The following is a 22,078-nucleotide window of genomic DNA, read 5'->3' on the forward strand; positions in this document are numbered from 1 at the left end:
CACACGGTTTTCGAAGAAATTCACATTAAAAGGTAGATGCATTATGACCGAACTTAATGAAAAATTGGCCAAAGCATGGCAAGGTTTTACCCAAGGTGATTGGCAGAAAGAAGTCAACGTTCGTGACTTCATCCAGAAAAACTACACGCCTTATGAAGGCGATGAATCCTTCCTTGCCGGCTCTACCGAAGCGACCGACAAGTTGTGGGCGAAAGTTATGGAAGGTATCAAACTGGAAAACCGCACTCATGCGCCAGTTGATTTCGATACCGACGTCGTCGCGACCATCACTTCCCATGATGCGGGTTATATTGATAAAGATCTGGAAACCATCGTTGGTTTGCAGACTGAAAAACCATTGAAACGTGCGCTGATCCCATTCGGCGGCATTAAAATGGTCGAAGGCTCTTGCAAAGTTTATGGTCGTGAACTTGACCCACAACTGAAAAAAGTCTTCACCGATTACCGCAAGACACACAACCAAGGTGTGTTTGACGTTTATACCAAAGACATCCTGAACTGCCGTAAATCTGGTGTGCTGACTGGTTTGCCAGATGCTTATGGTCGTGGCCGTATCATCGGTGACTATCGTCGCGTAGCCGTTTACGGTATCGACTACCTGATGAAAGACAAACTGGCTCAGTTCAACTCTCTACAGGATGACCTGGAAAACGGTAAAGACCTGGAAATGACTATCCAGCTGCGCGAAGAAATTGCTGAACAGCATCGTGCTCTGGGTCAAATCAAAGAAATGGCAGCCAAATATGGTTGCGATATCTCAGGTCCAGCGACTAACGCTAAAGAAGCAGTACAGTGGACTTACTTCGGCTACCTGGCTGCGGTTAAATCTCAGAACGGTGCTGCCATGTCCTTCGGCCGCGTGTCTACTTTCCTTGACGTTTACATCGAACGTGACATGAAAGAAGGCAAACTGACCGAAATCGAAGCGCAGGAATTGATTGACCATTTGGTGATGAAACTGCGTATGGTTCGCTTCTTGCGTACCCCTGAGTATGATGAGCTGTTCTCTGGTGACCCAATCTGGGCAACTGAATCACTAGCAGGTATGGGCGTTGATGGCCGTACTCTGGTGACTAAAACCAGCTTCCGCTTCTTGAACACCCTGTACACCATGGGGCCGTCTCCAGAGCCGAACATGACCATTCTGTGGTCTGAAAAGCTGCCACTGAACTTCAAAAAATATGCAGCTAAAGTGTCTATCGATACTTCATCTGTACAGTATGAAAACGATGACCTGATGCGCCCTGACTTCAACAACGATGACTATGCTATCGCTTGTTGTGTTAGCCCAATGATTGTCGGTAAACAAATGCAGTTCTTTGGTGCGCGTGCCAACCTGGCGAAAACCATGTTGTATGCAATCAATGGCGGCGTTGATGAAAAAATGAAGATCCAGGTTGGCCCGAAAGAAGCGCCAATGATGGATGAAGTGCTGGACTATGACAAAGTCATGGAACGCATGGATCACTTTATGGATTGGCTGGCTAAACAATACGTTACCTCGCTGAACATCATTCACTACATGCACGACAAGTACAGCTATGAAGCTGCGCTGATGGCTCTGCATGACCGTGATGTTTACCGTACTATGGCGTGTGGTATCGCAGGTCTGTCTGTTGCTGCTGACTCCCTGTCTGCTATCAAATATGCCAAAGTAAGCACCATTCGTGATGCTGATGGCCTAGCTATCGACTTCAACATCGAAGGCGAGTATCCACAATTTGGTAACAACGACTCACGTGTTGATGACATCGCCTGTGATCTGGTTGAGCGCTTCATGAAGAAAATTCAGAAGCTGCGTACTTACCGTGGTGCAGTAGCCACTCAGTCTGTACTGACCATTACCTCTAACGTGGTTTATGGTAAGAAAACCGGTAACACCCCAGATGGCCGCCGCGCTGGTGCTCCATTCGGTCCAGGTGCTAACCCAATGCACGGTCGTGACCAGAAAGGTGCTGTTGCCTCTCTGACTTCTGTTGCTAAACTGCCGTTTGCTTACGCGAAAGATGGTATTTCTTATACCTTCTCTATCGTGCCGAATGCACTGGGTAAAGACGACGAAGTTCGTAAAGCTAACCTGGCAGGTCTGATGGATGGTTACTTCCATCACGAAGCGTCCATCGAAGGTGGTCAACACCTGAACGTGAACGTAATGAACCGTGAAATGCTGTTAGACGCGATGGAAAACCCGGAAAAATATCCGCAGTTGACTATCCGTGTCTCTGGTTACGCTGTTCGTTTCAATGCGCTGACTAAAGAACAGCAGCAGGATGTGATTACTCGTACATTCACTCAGTCAATATAAGTTCTAACTAAAATAGATTAAACTAAAAGGCTCCACCTTAGTGGGGCCTTTATTTATCCAGTATTGGAGTAACCTGCAATGTCCGTACTTGGCCGCATTCACTCATTCGAATCCTGTGGCACCGTTGACGGCCCGGGTATTCGATTTATCGTGTTCTTCCAAGGCTGCTTAATGCGCTGCCTGTATTGCCATAACCGTGATACCTGGGATACCCACGGCGGTAAAGAAGTTACTGTCGATGAATTGGTCAAAGAAGCCGTGACTTATCGTCACTTTATGAATGCTTCTGGTGGCGGTGTGACTGCCTCCGGTGGCGAAGCTATCTTGCAAGCAGAATTTGTTCGTGATTGGTTCCGTGCTTGTCATGAAGAAGGTATTCATACTTGCCTGGACACTAACGGTTTTGTACGTCGCTATGATCCAGTGATTGATGAACTATTAGACGCCACAGATTTAGTCATGCTGGATTTAAAACAGATGGATGACAGCGTGCATCAAAATCTGGTCGGTGTGTCCAATCACCGAACGCTGGAATTTGCCCGCTACTTAGCAAAACGTAATCAGAAAACTTGGGTTCGTTATGTGGTGGTTCCGGGTTGGTCAGATGACGACAAATCAGCCCATATGCTGGGTGAGTTTACTCAGAACATGACCAATATCGAGAAAATCGAATTGTTGCCTTACCACGAATTGGGTAAGCACAAATGGATTGCCATGGGTGAAGAGTACAAATTGGATGGGGTAAAACCCCCGACCAAAGAAATTATGGACCGTGTGAAGGGTATTCTGGAAAGTTATGGTCACAAAGTGATCTATTAATACCCATCAATAACACGCTGATTTTTAATCATGCCGCCATGCAAGGTTTACCCCACTGGCGGCATTTTTTTAGCGGTTATACTGCCGCGTAAGGTGTTTTTTGCTGATCGGGTTTGCGCAGCAACATCATTAAATACACCAAAGCCACACCCGCAATCATGATGAACAAAAGATTGTCTGAATAGCGCTGCATTAGCAATGAAGTCATCGTCGGCCCAGTCAGGCTACCAATGGTATAACTCATCAAGAGCGCCTGATTCATTGCGACCAACTCATCAGCACTGGCCTTTTCACAGGCCCAGGCCATGGCGACCGGGTATAGAGTAAAACCGGCGCATCCCAAAATAAACAATGCCGGAGCAAGCGCATAGTTACCCAAAACCGCCACGCTGCCGAGAATCACAACAAACACCTGAATGCGCAGCACTAACAAGCGGCCATAGCGGTCTGCCATTTTGCCAATTGGCCACTGCCCAATAATCCCTGAACTGACCAGCAGTGCCATCCACCACCCGACACTGGCATCACTCATCCCCTGATGGGATAAATACAACGGCAGCAACCCATAGAGCGAACCTAATAACACACCGGAGATAATGCAGCCATTAATCCCCAAACGTGCGCTACGGCGCTTTAGCATCGGCCAAACCGCAATATGGGGTAACTCGCCGCTCCCTTGATGCGAGAAATGCGCAAATAGCAGCGGTAGCATGGCAGTAATGACCAACGCACTGACCCACGGGATAACATTAAGCAGTTGAGTCGAGACAACGCCTAAGAGTAATTGCCCGGTGACGGTGCCCAGATAGTAAACCATCATGTAAGCAGCCAGCAGTTGGCCACGATTGGTTACCGTGCCACTACGCAGTAGCGCGCTTTCGACTATGACCCAAATTAATGCACAAGCCACACCGGCAAAAAAGCGCCACCCCAGCCAACTCCAAAAATCCACCGACAGCATCAATCCGCAAGTCGCCAGTGCGAATAAAATGCAGGAGTAATGGTAACTGCGATTAAACCCCAAGTGTTGGATAAACCGCCCGGCAATCAATGTCCCGACCAGGTTCCCACTAAAATATGACGAGCTAACCATCCCCACTTGCCAGGTCGGCAATTGTTGATGAGATAACCATAAGGGAACTAATGTATTCAAAACCGCGATAGAAATCGTAAACAGCAAAAGCCCACAGAGCAAAAGCAGCACCGGGCGAGAATATGCGGACATAATAAGACAGAGGCCGTCGGGACAAGGAAAGTGAGCGCATCATGCCACTGGTGATAAAAAAGTCAATTACATCACGAGAGTGGATAGCACGATATGTTGTTGGATAAATATCTGCGCCCTTAACTCCCAATGCGTGCTGATAACTACCAAAAGAAAAAGCCCCCGAAGGGGCTTTATAACTGGCTGATAATGAAGAGAAAAACATTGACCTTTACTTATTAGTCAATAAATCCCAAACATTAGCCAATAAATTCTAAACCGCCCATATACGGGCGTAAAACTTCAGGCACCTGAATACGGCCATCAGCCTGCTGGTAGTTTTCCAGCACTGCGACCAAGGTACGCCCAACCGCCAGACCAGAACCATTCAGGGTATGAACCAGACGGGTTTTTCTGTCAGTTTTGTTACGGCAACGCGCTTGCATACGGCGCGCCTGGAAATCCCACATGTTGGAACATGAAGAGATTTCGCGGTAAGTATTCTGCGCCGGCAGCCACACTTCCAGATCGTAAGTTTTGCTGGAGCCAAAGCCCATATCGCCGGTACACAACAGGACTTTACGGTATGGCAATTCCAGTAATTGCAGCACTTTCTCTGCATGACCGGTTAGCTCTTCCAGAGCCGCCATTGAATCTTCTGGGCGGGTTATCTGCACCATCTCAACTTTGTCGAACTGATGCATACGGATCAAACCGCGGGTATCACGACCATAAGAACCCGCTTCCGAACGGAAACAAGGTGTATGTGCCGTCATTTTCAATGGCAGGGAATCTTCTTCCAGAATCTCATCACGCACCAGATTGGTTACAGGCACTTCTGCCGTTGGAATCAATGCATAGGTGCTGGTGTCAGATTCTTCTTCCAATGGTTTGGTATGGAAAAGGTCACCACCGAACTTAGGCAATTGGCCAGTCCCATAAAGGGTCGCATGGTTAACTAAATAAGGAACGTAAGTTTCCAGATAGCCGTGTTTTTCAGTGTGTAGATCGAGCATAAACTGTGCCAATGCGCGGTGCATCCGGGCAATTTGCCCTTTCATCACCACAAAACGCGCGCCAGTCAGCTTCACCGCTGCTGCAAAATCAAGCCCACCGGCCATTTCACCGAGGGAAACGTGATCCCTTACCTCAAAGTCATACTGGCGAGGTTCACCCCAACGGCTGACTTCAAGATTATCGTTTTCATCTTTACCCACTGGAACAGAATCATCCGGCAAGTTAGGAATAGACAACGCCAGATCGCGGATTTCGTCTTGCAACTTGTCCAACTCGGCTTTCGCTGCATCCAACTTTTCACCCAAGACATTGACTTCCAAACGTAATGGTTCAATATCTTCGCCACGCGCCTTGGCCGCGCCAATCAGTTTCGATCGGGAGTTACGTTCTGCTTGCAGACTTTCTGTTTCAACCTGTAAAACTTTGCGGCGCTCTTCTTGTTGGCGCAACGTATCAACATCAAGTTTAAAACCTCTGCGAGCCAGTCTTTCGGCGACTGCGTCTAGCTCATTGCGCAGCATATTGGGATCGAGCATGCTAGTCCTGTGCTTGTAGTTATGGTTATACCCTTGAACTGGAATTGCAGTGTTGTTAGCAATGCCATGATTTGGGGTATAAAGGGTTATTGAAAAGAATTTAACGACGTAAGTAGCATAAACAGCCGCTTAGCCGTTCTATATAGCGCTAACCTTACCGCAACAGCAAGGCTAGCGGTAGCGTTTTATCGGGCTATTTTGATCCTGCTCAGCCAGCCATGCCAGCTTTTCACCAATTTTGCCTTCCAGACCTCGGGATGACGGTAAATAGTAGCGGGTTGTGGCCATTTCTGGCGGGAAATAGTTCTCACCGGCAGCATAAGCATGTTGTTCATCATGGGCATAACGGTATTCAGCCCCTAACCCCATTTCTTTCATGAGTTTGGTTGGCGCATTACGCAGATGTTCCGGCACATCAAAATCAGGTTTATCACGCGCATCTTGCATGGCGGCTTTAAACGCCGTGTAAACCGCATTACTTTTCGGCGCACAAGCCAAATAAACAATCGCCTGAGCAATCGCGCGCTCACCTTCCGCCGGACCAACACGGGTAAAACAGTCCCATGCTGATATAGCCACTTGCATCGCGCGAGGATCGGCATTACCGATATCTTCCGATGCAATGGCTAATAAACGCCGAGCCACATAGAGCGGATCACCGCCTGCCGTGATAATTCGCGCATACCAATACAAGGCGGCATCGGGCGCGGACCCACGAATAGACTTATGGACTGCCGAGATAAGGTCATAATAACGATCGCCTTTATTATCAAAGCGCGCACTACGTTCGCCAGACACCTCTTTCAGTAAATCAGGGGTCAATACCCGCACCCCATTGGCATCTACTTCTGCCATATCTGCCATCATTTCAAGGCTATTCAAGGCCCGCCGCGCATCGCCTCCCACCAATTCAGACATCATACGGCGAGTTTCATCTGGCAGTTTTATATTCTGCCCACCATAGCCTCGACTGCTGTCTGACATGGCTTGCTCAATAACTTTTTCAATATCGGCAGCGGTGAGAGCTTTCAGCAAATAGACCCTAGCTCTGGAGAGCAACGCCGAATTCAGTTCAAATGACGGGTTTTCTGTCGTGGCGCCAATAAAGGTGATGGTGCCATCTTCAATATGAGGTAAAAACGCATCTTGCTGACTTTTATTGAAACGATGGACTTCATCGACAAATAAAATTGTCCGCCGACCCGCATCACGATTTTGCCGCGCGCGCTCAATCGCTTCGCGAATCTCTTTAATGCCAGAGGTCACCGCTGAAATACGTTCGACATCCGCCTGACCATAGCGGCCAATAATTTCTGCCAAAGTAGTTTTGCCGGTCCCCGGCGGCCCCCAGAGGATCATCGAGTGTAATTGTCCAGCAACGATCGCCCGCGGTAACGGTTTACCCGGTGCCAGCAAATGCTGCTGACCAATATATTGTTCCAACGTCAAAGGCCGCATCCGCGCGGCCAATGGCTGAAATTCATTCTGGGAAAAATCGAGGGACATATTACTCACACTGACCTCACTGCCGCTGGTCGTCCAGCGTCACACCTTTTGGTAGGGTAAATTTAAATTTACTGGCATCCGCAGAGCTATTTTGCTGACCTTTCAGCGTATAAGCACTACGCTGCCCATCTTGCTCAATCGCAGTAAAGCTTTTGATAGTGCCCGTTGGCGTTACCGTGATAGCAAATTGCTTCAAATTGCCACTGGCGCTTTTCGGCGTAAGTTCAAAATCATCACCTTTCTGCTTCACATTATACTGTTTCCAGTCATCCGGGTTATTGCGGGTAATCAGCATAAATGGGGTGTTGCCTGTAGCATTTTTCAACCAGGTCGCTGTGGCCTGTTCAACAAACGGGTTATAGAACCACAGTGTTTCACCATCAGAAATCAAGACACTCTCGTCAGGGGAGGTCATATGCCAGTTAAACAAATTTGGCCGTTTCACCCATAACTCCCCCTCACCCTCTTGCACTGCTGTACCCTCTGAGCTGGTCACTTTTTGCGAGAAGTTAGCGTGAAAACTGTTTACCTTGCTCAGGCGCCCTTGTAAGTCGGAGCTGGCATCTGCCAGCGCGTGAGCTGAAATTAAACCCGATAACAGACAGCAAGCAACAAGCAGTTTTTTCATTATTCTAAGTACCTTATAAAATTCATTGCGCCCTAATCGGGCCACCACAAAGGCGAATTCAGTGAGCGAGTTATATTGTCACTCTATGTGCCGTTTAAGTCTATGACTGGTAAGCTGAATGCATACCATAAACCTGACCACTTTAGCTGAAGTATTTCCGTTTCGTTAGCATATTAATCTGATAAATCTGAGGTTTACGCTTCTTTGCATAAGGGCCGCAAAGCGGCCCTGTCTATGTTAACTGCCTCAAAACAAGATATTACTCGTGTGGAGGCGGAGCCAAGACTTCACGATTCCCGTTATGGCCGGGCGTACTGACAATCTGCTGGGCTTCCATCTGCTCAATAATCCGTGCCGCACGGTTATAGCCGATACGGAATTGGCGCTGTACCCCGGAGATAGACGCACGGCGCTTCTCCAGGACAAAGTTCACCGCTTGGTCAAACAGTGGGTCCAATTCCTCGTCGCTATCCAAGCCAAGGCTACCGCCTTCACCATCCTCACTACCACTGAGAATGCTCTCAATGTATTGAGGACGACCACGAGCTTTCCAATCATTAACCACCGCGTGCACTTCCTGATCGCGGACAAAAGCGCCGTGAACACGTACCGGAATTGAGGAATTAGGTGCCATATACAGCATATCCCCCATCCCCAGTAGCGATTCTGCACCACCTTGATCAAGGATAGTTCGCGAATCTATCTTGCTGGAAACCGTAAATGCGATGCGGGTCGGAATGTTGGCTTTAATGAGGCCTGTAATCACATCCACAGACGGGCGCTGAGTTGCCAAGACTAAATGAATCCCAGCAGCTCGGGCTTTTTGCGCCAAACGCGCAATTAGCTCTTCAACTTTCTTGCCCACTGTCATCATCAGGTCAGCAAATTCATCCACCATCACCACGATATAAGGCAATTTCACCAACATTGGCGGTGAAATATCCATACTATCAGAGGGTTTCCAGAATGGATCGGGGATTGGACGCCCCATCGCTTCAGCTTGAGCCACTCGCTCGTTATATCCAGCAAGGTTACGCACACCCAATGCAGACATCAGCTTATAGCGCCGTTCCATTTCGCCGACACACCACCGCAATGCATTCGCCGCATCTTTCATATCAGTAACCACTTCGGTTAACAGATGAGGGATCCCCTCATACACTGACAGCTCCAGCATTTTCGGGTCAATCATGATAAAGCGCACATCTTCTGGCGTGGCTTTATACAAGATGCTGAGGATCATGGCGTTAACGCCCACCGATTTACCGGAACCGGTGGTACCAGCCACCAGTAAATGAGGCATTTTAGCCAGATCGGCTACCACCGGTTGCCCAGCAATATCCTTACCCAACACAATAGCTAATGGCGACGGATTATCTCGGAATTTGGCACAATCGAGGACTTCGCGTAAATAAACGGTCTGACGATGTTTATTGGGTAGTTCAAGCCCGACATAAGGCTTGCCTGGGATCACTTCCACCACACGCACGGCAATAGCCGAAAGAGATCGAGCCAAATCGCGAGAAAGATTAGAAATGCGCGAAGCTTTGACACCTGGTGCTAAATCAAGCTCAAAGCGGGTAATGACCGGCCCCGGAGATATACCCACGACCTCTGCTTTCACCCGATAATCACCTAACCGCGCTTCGACTAAACGCGCCATTTGCTCCAGAGCAAACATATCAACCGGTTCCTCCTCCGCTGGCGGAGAAGAAAGAAGATCCAACGTCGGCAATGGTGTTGTCGGTTTGACCAAAGGCTGATCATTGCGCATCAAGAAGGGATGAATCAAACTGTCCATCGCCGGAGTTGGCTGCACTGGTGAAACTGGCGGTACTGCTGTCGGAGTTGGTTGCACCGGTGCTGATTGGCCAGAATACACTTGATGAGATTGATTGACTCCTGACGGCTGATAGGCCGAAACCTGTTCAGTATGCTCTGGTACAGAAGTACCTTTCACTGTTGCTGGCTGCGCGGCGTCGTCAACATACGGAGACAGCGTAAACAGAGGCTCACGTGGGCTTTCATCGACCAGATCTGCAACCGGTGAGAATGTAAAGGCACTACGGGTATCTACGGGTTGCGTTTCCTCAACAAAAGCATGTTTATATTCGCTAGCGTCAAGATTTTCATCGTCCGGAGAACCATAACGATGTTGCTGTTGCGCTGCAAAGGCTTGTCGTAATGCCGCCTCTTGCAAAGCCTGTTCATCTTCTGGCTCTGCCGCAGAGAAAGTATTCTCCCCCGCATCGGCTGATTGACCGTAACGCTCTGATTGTTGGTCAGCAAAAGCTTGACGCAAGATTGCCTGCTGTAATGCATCATCATCTTCAGAGGCAACCTCCGCTGTAAATAACGTTTCAGCAACTTGAGGAGCTTGTGCTTCTTGCTCTCGCTGTTCCTGCTCCGCCATACGCTGAGACGGTAATTTGATACCGTAGGAAGCGAGTTCACGCCGTGTCGGGATCCGAACAGGATTAGGCCTTGGTAACTCAGGCCCTATGCCCTGTTTAACCTGTAAACTGCTATCACTGGTAGCGGTAAATGCGGGCATAAACGTGGCGGCAGCCGCACTTGCCGCGACTACTCCTATCGTAGACGCAGGGCGACTTGGCGACCCCATCGGGGCCAGACCATCAATATCTGTGCCCATTCCAGGGTTCATATAAGGTGTACTTTCTACCTGATCGCTATGGCGCTGCGCCGCTGAAAAATCAAAGGGAGAATGGCTAGCGGGTGTTGCTGGTTTGTCCCATGAACCCAGTTGAGGCTCAGGCCTTTCAACCGGTGGCGCAACACGTGTTGGCGCAGGAGACGTCGCTTCTTGTGGAATTTCAAAAGAATAGAGCGGCGGCGTTGCGGCCATATTATCAACCATCGGCGCTGTACTGTGGCTGATAACGGGTTCGGACGGAGGACCCGCAGGAGATAACACTGACGGCTCATCATTATCTGTTGCACGTAATGTACTCAATAATGGGTCATCGCCATCTTTGGTTTCAGCAACTGCTGCACTAGCCAATGTTGCCCCATCCAATATCGAGCTAACAGGTGCATCTGTTACGGATGGTGCCGAGAACAATACATCGTCATCCGCATGGGCGGAGTTTGCCGCCAGCGCTGTAGCCGCTGTTACACCCGCAACAGATTTATTCGGCGTAACGCCTTTGTCTTGCTCAGCAGTCATCGCCCCATCAACTTGGTAATCGTCATCTTCATCGTCATAATGTTCTTCACGACGTGAACGATTAGTCATAAATGTCAACGATCCTAAGACTACTCCACCAATTTTTTCAGCAATAACCAACCATGACCACCCCGTAAAGAGTGTCAGGCCAACAGCCCAGATACAGAGCAATGTCAGGGTTGCCCCCACACCGTTGAACCATGGCAACATGGCATTACTGAATAGACTGCCGATCACCCCGCCAGACGCGAAATAGTAAAGATCGTCAATATTTAATGCAGCCAAGCCACATGAGGTTAAAATCAGGGCTAATGTGCCTATCAACCGCAATGAGAGTGCAAAGTAATCGACATGCTCACTGGCATCACGCTGGCGAAATGCAGCCCAGCACAACATCACCATAATGGCGGGAATTGCATAAGCCAAGACGCCGAAAGTGAAGAACAATGTATCGGCCATCCAGGCGCCAACACTGCCACCAAGATTATGGATCGGCTCATGCCATGAAGTTTGCGACCAACTCGGGTCTGAAGGGTTGAAACTGAGCAGCGCGGCCATTAGGAAGGCTGCCAAAATCGTTACCACAATCAAAACAGCCTCAAGCAAACGGCGCCCATTGCTGAGTTTTTTCAAAGTAACTTCTTTATCTTCTGTATATTCCTGGCTCAAGAAAGGCTCTCCAGGTTCCTGTTAACTAGTATGAGTAGCAACGCCGAGAACCCTCCCGGCGTTGAAACTGTATGAATAAACAGGAGTGTAACCAAATTACTCAGGTTTTGCACCTGCCTGTTTACCGCGTTTTAATAACAAGGCGGTTACTCTGCTTCACTTCTTCCATGACAACATAAGTGCGGGTGTCGTTGACTCCCGGTAGGCGAAGCAAGGTCTCACCGAGTAATGTACGGTAAGCAGACATGTCAGGTACACGAGTTTTCAACAAATAGTCGAAATCACCGGAAACCAGGTGACACTCTTGAATTTCCTCAAGATTTTTTACAGCGGCATTAAATTGCTCAAACACATCCGGAGCGCCACGATTCAGAGTAATCTCAACGATAACCAGCAGTGATGCATCCAAATACTGTGGATTAAGCAGTGCAGTATAGCCATGAATGAAGCCCTGACGCTCTAAGCGGCGAACCCGTTCCAGACATGGTGTTGGTGACAACCCTACTCGTTTTGAAAGCTCAACGTTAGAGATACGCCCATCCTTTTGTAATTCATTCAGGATGTTACGATCTATACGATCAAGCTCTTTCCCCGGGCGTTTTTTGTTATCTATCATCTTATAATCTCTCTTAATTTCCTTGAGTCTGCGACATGCTCTCATTAACTATGAATTTTGAGCTTGCTACAGACACGACCCGCAGCCTGTTTTATGCAAATATATCAACACGTTGTTATCTCACACCCTGTCTGTCTAACTGTATGCGAGGTACTCGATGATTATTAGCGTTGAGGAAGAGATAGCGCATCACGAACAACAACAGAAACTCCCCCCTGCAGTTATCCGAGAACATACTCCACATGCCATCCAGCATTAATCGAAAACATTCCAGGGTTTTCGCTTGGTATCACTGACACCAAATCTGAAATTATGGCGCGCAGATAATTTCTTCTTCCTATGATGTTTTCGCAAATGCACAGCCGATTGTCAAAGTAAAAGAAGTTAAATCAGTACAACATGCCATAATTAAAAATCAAGAACGCTTATCTTCGCTATTTTTTCATCCTAAATTTGCTATAAAATGATGCAAAATAACGTGTCAAAAATTGTTGATATTTCTTTAACCATCGCCCTGCAAGCCACATTCTTTATGGGGTCAAAGATTTTTAAGACTGTTCTACTTGCAACGTAGAAAGGAATTTCTATCTCTTTTGCACTCTGCTCGACTTCGTTTTGCCCCTAACTGCTGGTTCTTGATACATTTAGTTCGTTAAATAGGCATTACCTATCAAACAAATCGCTAACAACATTTTTGTCTGCTTTTTTTAATGCTCGAACTTCCCTACAATCGTTAACATTGTCCGCCATTGTGGGAAAGAGGTATTCATGAGCACCGCAAAACATAGCAAATTGATTATTTTGGGTTCTGGTCCTGCGGGTTATACCGCAGCAGTTTATGCGGCACGTGCCAACCTGAGTCCTGTATTGATTACCGGAATGGAAAAAGGCGGTCAATTGACCACCACCACCGATGTCGAAAACTGGCCGGGTGATCCAGAAGGCCTCACCGGCCCGGCGCTGATGGAACGGATGCATGCACATGCAGAAAAATTCCAAACAGAAATTCTGTTCGACCACATCAATAAAGTCGACTTACAGAACCGCCCATTCCGCCTGTTTGGTGATGGTGCTGAATACACTTGCGATGCACTGATCATCGCAACTGGCGCATCTGCACGTTATCTCGGGATGGAATCAGAAGAAGCATTCAAGGGCAAAGGGGTTTCCGCCTGTGCAACTTGTGATGGTTTCTTCTATCGTAACCAAAAAGTTGCCGTGGTCGGCGGTGGCAATACTGCCGTTGAAGAAGCGCTGTATCTGGCAAATATTGCCGAGGAAGTTCACCTGATTCACCGCAGGGATAGCTTCCGCTCAGAAAAAATCCTGATCGACCGTCTGATGGAAAAAGTGAAGAACGGCAATATTGTGCTCCATACTGATCGCACTTTGGATGAAGTGCTGGGGGACAATATGGGCGTCACTGGCGTACGTCTGAAGTCCACCAAAAACAGCGAAACTGAAGAGTTAGCGGTAGCCGGTGTATTCATTGCTATTGGTCATAGCCCTAACACCGCCATTTTTGGTGATCAATTAGCACTGGAAAATGGTTATATTAAAGTGCAGTCCGGTATTCAGGGCAATGCAACACAAACCTCAATTCCTGGTGTGTTTGCTGCGGGTGATGTTATGGATCATATCTATCGCCAGGCAATCACCTCCGCTGGCACCGGCTGTATGGCCGCGCTGGATGCAGAACGCTATCTGGATGGATTAGTTAACGACAAATAATCCACATTGATATTGATATCAAAACTTCACCTAATACCGACGGGCAGCTAACAGATACGTGAGCCGCCCGTTTTTAATTTCTGTTGGCCCTTTATTTGGTATATCGGCATGTCAATGAAAAACAGCAAATTATAGATATCGACTAATGCGGCGACTATCACAAGCATTATGGTTTCCCCTCATGGCTTGACGAGGTAATATTGCCCCTCGCTGGTTTGCCATCTTCAAAGGTGACAAATATTTTTTGAAGCTTTCCCGTACCTTGCGCAGAAAATTACCCGATGAATAAAACACGACAGTATGAGTTGATTCGTTGGCTGAAAAAACAAAGCGCCCCCGCGCAACGTTGGCTCCGCCTGTCTATGCTACTTGGCCTCTTCAGTGGGTTACTGATTATTGCTCAAGCTTGGTTATTGGCCACCTTGTTGCAAGCGCTGATCATTGACAAAATCCCGCGCGCGGAATTAATCACTGATTTTGGTTTGCTGGCTGGAACTTTCGCCGTACGCGCCGTGATCAGTTGGTTGCGTGAGCGAGTAGGGTTTATTTGCGGCATGAAGGTACGTCAACAGATTCGCAAAATAGTGTTGGATCGATTAGAGCAACTCGGCCCTGCTTGGGTAAAAGGCAAACCCGCCGGAAGTTGGGCAACGATTATTTTGGAACAAATTGAAGATATGCAGGATTACTATTCTCGCTATTTGCCGCAGATGTACTTAGCTGTCTTTATTCCAGTGCTGATTTTGATTGCTGCCTTCCCGATCAACTGGGCAGCAGGTTTAATTTTATTTGTCACTGCACCATTGATCCCTTTGTTTATGGTGTTGGTCGGAATGGGCGCGGCCGATGCTAACCGGCGTAATTTTGTCGCACTCGCTCGTCTGAGTGGTAACTTCCTCGACCGTTTGCGTGGTCTGGACACTTTACGTTTATTTAACCGCGCCAAAGCAGAAACAGACCAAATTCGTGAATCCTCAGAAGATTTCCGTCGCCGCACCATGGAAGTACTGCGTATGGCTTTCCTCTCCTCCGCTGTGTTGGAATTTTTCGCGGCAATATCCATTGCAGTCGTTGCTGTCTATTTTGGTTTTTCCTATTTAGGTGAATTGAATTTTGGCAGCTACGGCCTGGGTGTCACCCTATTTTCTGGTTTTCTGGTTTTGATTTTGGCACCTGAATTCTTTCAGCCGCTGCGGGACTTAGGTACGTTTTACCATGCCAAGGCGCAAGCTGTTGGTGCTGCTGAGTCATTGGTAACATTTTTAAGTAGCGAAAGTGAAACTATTGGCCGTGGCGATAAAGTTTTGGATGGCACTGATGCCATCACTCTGGAAGCTAACGCGCTAGAAATCCTATCCCCCACAGGTACTCGCTTGGCTGGGCCACTGACATTTTCTCTCTCTGCGGGCAAACGAGTTGCTATTGTTGGTTTAAGCGGGGCGGGTAAAAGTTCCTTGCTTAATTTGCTATTAGGCTTTTTACCTTATCGCGGCTCATTAAAAGTCAACAACATAGAATTGCGCGAACTGGATCCGCAGGCTTGGCGAAACCAGTTAAGCTGGGTCGGCCAAAATCCGCACTTACCGGAACAGACACTGGTCGCCAATATTTTGCTGGGCCAACCTAATGCTGACAATAACCAACTACAACTGGCTATTGAGCGCGCATATATCAATGAATTCCTTAATGACCTACCACAAGGATTAGATACTGAAGTCGGTGACCATTCGGCGCGTCTTTCTGTTGGGCAAGCCCAGCGCGTTGCTGTTGCCAGAGCATTGCTCAACCCGTGCCGACTTTTGCTACTAGACGAACCTACTGCCAGTTTGGATGCTCATAGTGAACAGTTGGTCATGAAAGCGCTGGAGGAAGCCTCCCGTAAGCAGACCACATTGCTGGTCACCCATCAGTTGGAAGATACGCTGGGGTATGATCAAATCTGGGTGATGGATAATGGCCTATTAATTCAGCAAGGTGATTATTCCAGCCTGAGTCAATCAGCCGGTTCATTTGCCAACCTGCTGTCCCATCGCAGTGAGGAGCTTTAATCATGCGAGTGCTTCTCCCCTTTTTGGCCTTGTATCGCCGTCATTGGTTCCTGATTTGTCTGGGTATTGTGTTGGCCATCATCACATTACTGGCCAGTATCGGGTTACTGACATTATCAGGCTGGTTCCTGGCCGGAACCGCGATTGCGGGCCCTGCGGGGTTGTATACTTTTAACTATCTGTTACCTGCTGCTGGTGTTCGAGGTGCTGCGATTATCCGCACGGCTGGCCGTTATGCTGAGCGAGTTGTCAGTCATGACGCGACATTCCGAGTGCTGGCACATCTACGGATCTTTGCATTCCAGAAAATATTACCCCTCTCCCCTGCTGGCATTGCTCGCTTTCGCCAAAGCGAATTGCTGAACCGCCTGGTTGCAGATGTCGATACACTCGATCATCTCTATCTGCGAGTAATCTCACCGCTGGTTGCCGCTATTGTCATCATAGCAACAGTAACATTTGGTCTGAGTTACATTGATGCCAATTTGGCCCTGACACTTGGTGCCATACTGCTTGGGTTATTATTGTTAGTGCCATTGATTTTCTATCGTGCTGGTAAACCTATTGGCCGTGATTTAACAGATCTGCGCGGTCTTTATCGCTCACAACTGACATCTTGGCTACAAGGCCAAGCCGAACTGTTAGTTTTCGGTGCATTACAACGGTTTCGCGCTTCATTGGAAGACATTGAACAGCGCTGGATGATCCGTCAAAGGCAGCAAGCATCCTTGGCTGGTTTAGCCCAAGCTTTAATGATTCTCGCTTCAGGTCTGACAGTGACATTAATTTTATGGCTAGCTGCGGCGGGGATAAATGGTAACAACCAGCCAGGGGCATTGCTGGCATTGTTTGTTTTCACATCATTAGCTGCTTTTGAAGCTCTGTTACCTGTGGCTGGCGCTTTCCAACACTTAGGGCAAGTTATCGCGTCGGCGACCCGTGTTGGTCAGTTAATGGAACAAAAGCCCGAAGTGACATTCCCAGTTACCGGCCCGGCATTGACCCAACAAGCTGCGCTAGAAGTGACAGGGCTGAGTTTTACTTACCCACAGCAGCCCTTGCCCGTTTTACAAAATATATCGCTGTCACTGGCCGCAGGGGAGCATATTGCGCTATTGGGCCGCACTGGCTGTGGTAAATCTACACTGTTGCAGTTATTAACTCGAGCATGGGATGCTAGCGAAGGCATCATCTCGCTGAATGGGAAACCTTTAGCCAGCTATGATGAAGCTGCACTACGCCAAATGATGACAGTCGTCAGCCAACGGGTGCATATTTTTAGCAGTACATTGCGTGAAAACCTGCTACTGGCCTGCCCTGCTGCATCCGATGCACAACTAAAAGTTGTTTTAGAACAAGTTGGTTTGGCTAATTTGTTAGATAACAGCGAAGGGCTGAATGCCTGGATGGGAGATGGTGGGCGTCCATTATCTGGTGGTGAACAACGCCGTTTAGGGATTGCTCGCGCGTTGCTACATCCAGCACCACTGCTACTCCTTGATGAACCTACCGAAGGGTTAGATGCGGAAACTGAACAACAGATCCTGACGTTATTGCGTCAGCACTGTCAGCATAAAAGCCTGATTATTGTTACTCATCGCTTGTATGGGTTGGAATATATGGATCGGATTTGTGTGATGGATGGTGGGAAAATAGTTGAGCAAGGCGACCATCAAAGCTTATTGCAAAACAAGGGGCGCTACTACCAATTCCATCAACGGCATTAATACAAAGATTATATGTGAATAATGCGACTGAATAATGGCAGGTAATCAACCAATTCATAGCTAATATTAAGTAAAACAACTGAAAGCAAAATAGTCTGGTTTGTTATAAATAATTTTAGAGACAAAGTCATTGAAGTTGCAGTCAGGCCGAGCGAACGATAAATCGATTGGGGCAGTGTGCATGCTACCCCTGGATGGGGTTCAAGATTGTGGCTGATTGATCTCGATAAATTTGAGCAGCCAAGAGATTCAGGTGATAACTTTTTATTAACACTTAGCCCCGAGAGCCAATTTAATTACGGGTTGCAGATAACTTATCAAAGTGAAACTCGCAGATGGGCCAAGTAACGAGTATCGCTAGCAATAATGCAGCATCGAGTACCAAGAGTCTGCCCAGATGGGCCGGTATAGAGTCACCAAGGGGATTTATGCGCATCACACAGCTCTCTTCTCAATCATTCGCATTCCCCTCACCTGAGCTAGCTCTGCGCGAACCTAACGGATTGTTGGCCTTGGGAGGAGATTTATCCCCTCCCCGTTTGCTGGCAGCCTATGAGCGGGGAATTTTCCCCTGGTTTAGTCCAGGGGAAATGATTTTATGGTGGTCACCTGACCCCCGCGCCGTATTGTATCCAGAAGATTTACATATCAGCCGGAGTATGAGGCGTTTTATGCGCCATTGCCCTTATCAATTTACAATCAACCATGCTTTTGAAGATGTCGTTCGCGCCTGTGCGACTCAGCGTGATGAGGGAACCTGGATTGGCGCTGATGTACAGCAAGCCTATTGCCACTTACATACACTGGGCAACGCCCATTCCGTAGAGGTCTGGTTGGAAAATGAACTGGTAGGTGGTTTGTACGGTATCTCAGTGGGTTCACTCTTTTGTGGTGAATCCATGTTTAGCCGGGCTAATAATGCCTCAAAAAGCGCTTTAATGGTTTTTTGCCATCATTTTACCCGTCATGGTGGAGAACTGATTGACTGTCAGGTCCTCAACGCTCACACTGCGTCGCTGGGTGCGATTGAGATCCCACGAAACTTTTTTTTGCAGCAGTTGAGTCAACGCCAGTTTAGTCCACTACCGGCTGAATGCTGGTTACCGCAATCGTTGAATTTTTCATCCGCGATGCAGTAAAGCTCAACCGTTGAAAAGAACCCCACATTAGGCTTTATCCCCTCTTACCGGCAGACTAATTTTGCTGAAATGGTGCGATGACCGCCAACACTTCTTTACATAATGTGGGTTTTTCGGCATTATCTTGCCGGTTAAAAACTAAGGTAGTTACACCTAGAGGATTCGATGGCCAAAGAAGACAATATTGAAATGCAGGGCACCGTTCTTGATACGCTGCCGAACACCATGTTCCGCGTTGAATTGGAAAACGGGCACGTGGTAACCGCTCATATCTCCGGTAAAATGCGTAAAAACTATATCCGCATCCTGACGGGTGACAAAGTCACTGTAGAGCTGACCCCGTACGACCTGAGCAAAGGCCGCATTGTCTTCCGTAGCCGTTAATCGGCTAATCTGTCGCCAATTTAAAACTGGCGAGCTCTGAGGATGTAGTCCCCCCTCCGGCGCCCTTCCCATTTATGGCTAGGGCGTTTTGCGTTTTCTTTTATTTGTCGATTTAGTGCATTTATTCACCACACAAATAAAAGCAAAATGTGCAAAGAAATAAAAAGGGCGATAGCTAAATTAGCTTATCGCCCTTTATTTCGCTCTTAATTTGAAGCTCCCGCAAAGCTAGCGACTGGCTAACTTAGTGAACGGCACCTTCAGTTTTGCGTTTTTGCGCACTTTGGAATTCATAAGCCAACTGCTGTTTTTCTTTATCCAGCCCAACAGTGACCGAACCACCATCAACCAAAGAGCCGAACAACAACTCGTTTGCCAGTGGTTTTTTCAGGTTTTCCTGAATCACTCGAGCCATTGGCCGCGCGCCCATCGCCTTGTCGTAGCCTTTATCAGATAACCAATTACGTGCTTCTTCACTGACTTCCAGTGACACACCTTTAGCATCTAATTGCGCCTGCAACTCAACAATAAATTTATCAACGACTTGCTGGATAACTGTTGGTGACAAGTGGTTGAACCAAATGATGTTATCCAACCGGTTACGGAACTCCGGCGTAAACACTTTTTTGATCTCTTCCAGCGCGTCAGTGCTGTTATCCTGTTGTTTAAAACCAATGGAAGTGCGCTGCGTTTCGCGCACACCGGCATTGGTCGTCATCACCAGAATAACGTTACGGAAATCAGCTTTACGGCCATTGTTATCCGTCAGAGTCCCGTTATCCATCACCTGCAATAGCAGATTAAACACGTCCGGGTGCGCCTTTTCAATTTCATCCAACAACAGAACTGCATGAGGATGTTTGATAACCGCATCGGTCAACAGACCACCTTGATCGTAACCAACATACCCCGGAGGTGCACCAATCAGGCGGCTAACCGTATGACGCTCCATATATTCAGACATATCAAAGCGCAGTAGTTCGATGTCGAGCGCTTTGGCTAATTGCACCGTGACTTCCGTTTTACCAACCCCTGTTGGGCCTGCAAACAGGAATGACCCGACAGGTTTGTGCTCATGGCCCAAGCCCGCGCGGCTCATTTTAATAGCCTCAGACAACGCCTCAATAGCCTTATCCTGACCGAACACCAACATATTCAGGCGGTCGCTCAAGTTTTTCAGCACATCTCGGTCACTGGCAGAAACGGTTTTCTCCGGAATACGGGCGATACGAGCAACCACAGACTCGATATCTGACACATTGACCGTTTTCTTGCGTTTGTTGACTGGCATTAAGCGGCTACGAGCACCAGCCTCATCGATCACATCAATGGCTTTATCCGGCAAGTGACGGTCATTAATATATTTAACCGATAACTCCACCGCTGCGCGGATCGCTTTCGCGGTATAACGCACATCATGGTGCGCTTCATATTTCGGTTTCAGGCCGTTGATAATCTGAACAGTTTCTTCCGGCGTCGGCTCAGTAATATCAATCTTCTGGAAACGCCGAGCCAGCGCACGATCTTTTTCAAAGATATTGCTGAATTCCTGATAAGTAGTGGAGCCAATGACCCGAATTTTGCCACTAGAAAGCAGCGGTTTAATCAGGTTAGCGGCATCTACTTGCCCACCAGAGGCGGCTCCTGCACCGATAATGGTATGAATTTCATCAATAAACAGGATGCTATCTTTGTCATTTTCCAACTGCTTCAGTAGCGCTTTGAAGCGTTTTTCAAAATCGCCACGATATTTGGTTCCGGCCAAAAGTGACCCGATATCCAATGAATATAATGTGCACTCTGACATGACTTCAGGAACATCGCCCTGCACGATACGCCAGGCCAAACCTTCGGCAATAGCTGTTTTACCAACGCCAGATTCCCCCACTAACAGCGGGTTATTTTTACGTCGACGGCACAATACCTGGATAGCACGTTCCAACTCTTTATCACGGCCGATAAGTGGGTCAATGCCGCCAACGCGGGCCAGTTGATTCAGATTGGTGGTGAAGTTCTCCATACGGTCTTCCCCTCCTGCCTGCTCTTCATTCACCGGATTTTCTGCATTCGGTGCCTGACCCGGTTCGTCCTTACGGGCGCCGTGGGAAATAAAGTTCACTACATCCAGACGGCTAACATCATGCTTGCGCAGTAGATAGGCCGCCTGAGACTCTTGTTCACTGAAGATGGCGACCAACACGTTGGCACCAGAAACTTCATTACGTCCTGACGATTGGACATGGAAGACCGCACGCTGTAACACGCGTTGGAAACTTAGCGTCGGCTGGGTGTCGCGCTCGTCTTCACTCACCGGCAAGGTTGGTGTGGTCTGTTCGATAAACGCTTCCAGTTCCTGGCGTAATGCCACCAGATCAACTGAACACGCCTCCAGCGCTTCCCGCGCGGCTGGATTGCTCAGCAATGCCAGCAACAGGTGCTCCACGGTCATAAACTCGTGTCTGTGCTCACGCGCTCTGGCGAAAGCCATGTTGAGACTGAGTTCAAGTTCTTGATTGAGCATAGGCACCTCCCAATAGTTGC

14 protein-coding genes are annotated in these 22,078 nt (G+C 48.1%); 7 read left to right on the top strand and 7 right to left on the bottom strand.

Annotated elements, in window-relative coordinates:
• Positions 1 to 43: 43 nt before the first annotated feature.
• Together pflB and pflA are read left to right on the top strand one after the other, a co-directional pair.
• Positions 44 to 2,326: a formate C-acetyltransferase gene (gene pflB, locus OP863_RS12615; RefSeq protein ID WP_038632089.1), complete on the top strand. Its 2,283-nt coding sequence runs from the start codon at positions 44 to 46 to the stop codon at positions 2,324 to 2,326.
• A 78-nt stretch (positions 2,327 to 2,404) separates the two neighbouring features.
• Positions 2,405 to 3,145, top strand: coding sequence for a pyruvate formate lyase 1-activating protein (gene pflA, locus OP863_RS12620; RefSeq protein WP_038632086.1), 741 nt, complete (start codon positions 2,405 to 2,407; stop codon positions 3,143 to 3,145).
• 76 nt (positions 3,146 to 3,221) lie between these two features.
• Here the strand turns inward: pflA and OP863_RS12625 are convergent, their stop codons facing one another.
• The 6 genes from OP863_RS12625 to lrp all read right to left on the bottom strand — a co-directional run bounded on the left by OP863_RS12625 (position 3,222) and on the right by lrp (position 12,508).
• Complete coding sequence (locus OP863_RS12625; protein ID WP_145589018.1) at positions 3,222 to 4,370, bottom strand: MFS transporter; 1,149 nt, start codon at positions 4,368 to 4,370, stop codon at positions 3,222 to 3,224.
• Between the two features lie 239 nt (positions 4,371 to 4,609).
• Positions 4,610 to 5,902, bottom strand: a complete 1,293-nt coding sequence (serS, locus tag OP863_RS12630; RefSeq protein WP_038632081.1) for a serine--tRNA ligase — start codon at positions 5,900 to 5,902, stop codon at positions 4,610 to 4,612.
• Between the two features lie 171 nt (positions 5,903 to 6,073).
• Entirely contained in the window at positions 6,074 to 7,417 is a 1,344-nt protein-coding gene (locus OP863_RS12635) for a replication-associated recombination protein A (RefSeq protein ID WP_145591214.1), read from the bottom strand.
• 7 nt (positions 7,418 to 7,424) lie between these two features.
• Positions 7,425 to 8,036 carry an outer membrane lipoprotein chaperone LolA gene (gene lolA / locus OP863_RS12640; RefSeq protein ID WP_038632078.1) on the bottom strand — a complete coding sequence of 204 codons (612 nt, stop codon included), beginning with the start codon at positions 8,034 to 8,036 and terminating at the stop codon, positions 7,425 to 7,427.
• A 259-nt stretch (positions 8,037 to 8,295) separates the two neighbouring features.
• Positions 8,296 to 11,892, bottom strand: coding sequence for a DNA translocase FtsK 4TM domain-containing protein (locus tag OP863_RS12645; RefSeq protein ID WP_265525366.1), 3,597 nt, complete (start codon positions 11,890 to 11,892; stop codon positions 8,296 to 8,298).
• Positions 11,893 to 12,013: 121 nt separating this feature from the next.
• On the bottom strand, positions 12,014 to 12,508 hold the full coding sequence (lrp, locus tag OP863_RS12650; protein ID WP_002211340.1) for a leucine-responsive transcriptional regulator Lrp: 495 nt from the start codon (positions 12,506 to 12,508) through the stop codon (positions 12,014 to 12,016).
• Between the two features lie 768 nt (positions 12,509 to 13,276).
• On the opposite strand from lrp, the gene trxB reads away from it, so the two are divergent.
• The 5 genes from trxB (at position 13,277) to infA (ending at position 19,537) form a co-directional block, all read left to right on the top strand.
• Positions 13,277 to 14,239, top strand: coding sequence for a thioredoxin-disulfide reductase (gene trxB / locus OP863_RS12655; protein WP_038632072.1), 963 nt, complete (start codon positions 13,277 to 13,279; stop codon positions 14,237 to 14,239).
• Positions 14,240 to 14,520: 281 nt separating this feature from the next.
• Positions 14,521 to 16,287: a heme ABC transporter permease/ATP-binding protein CydD gene (gene cydD, locus OP863_RS12660; RefSeq protein ID WP_265525367.1), complete on the top strand. Its 1,767-nt coding sequence runs from the start codon at positions 14,521 to 14,523 to the stop codon at positions 16,285 to 16,287.
• Between the two features lie 2 nt (positions 16,288 to 16,289).
• Complete coding sequence (gene cydC / locus OP863_RS12665) at positions 16,290 to 18,014, top strand: heme ABC transporter ATP-binding protein/permease CydC (RefSeq protein WP_145589014.1); 1,725 nt, start codon at positions 16,290 to 16,292, stop codon at positions 18,012 to 18,014.
• A gap of 428 nt (positions 18,015 to 18,442) precedes the next feature.
• On the top strand, positions 18,443 to 19,153 hold the full coding sequence (gene aat / locus OP863_RS12670) for a leucyl/phenylalanyl-tRNA--protein transferase (protein WP_120011312.1): 711 nt from the start codon (positions 18,443 to 18,445) through the stop codon (positions 19,151 to 19,153).
• 165 nt (positions 19,154 to 19,318) lie between these two features.
• Positions 19,319 to 19,537 carry a translation initiation factor IF-1 gene (infA, locus tag OP863_RS12675; RefSeq protein ID WP_002211347.1) on the top strand — a complete coding sequence of 73 codons (219 nt, stop codon included), beginning with the start codon at positions 19,319 to 19,321 and terminating at the stop codon, positions 19,535 to 19,537.
• 244 nt (positions 19,538 to 19,781) lie between these two features.
• On the opposite strand, the gene clpA is transcribed toward infA, so the two are convergent.
• Positions 19,782 to 22,058, bottom strand: a complete 2,277-nt coding sequence (gene clpA, locus OP863_RS12680; RefSeq protein WP_038632063.1) for an ATP-dependent Clp protease ATP-binding subunit ClpA — start codon at positions 22,056 to 22,058, stop codon at positions 19,782 to 19,784.
• Positions 22,059 to 22,078: the final 20 nt, after the last annotated feature.

This window comes from Yersinia sp. SCPM-O-B-9106 (C-191) (assembly GCF_026183365.1).
Classification (GTDB): domain Bacteria; phylum Pseudomonadota; class Gammaproteobacteria; order Enterobacterales; family Enterobacteriaceae; genus Yersinia; species Yersinia rochesterensis.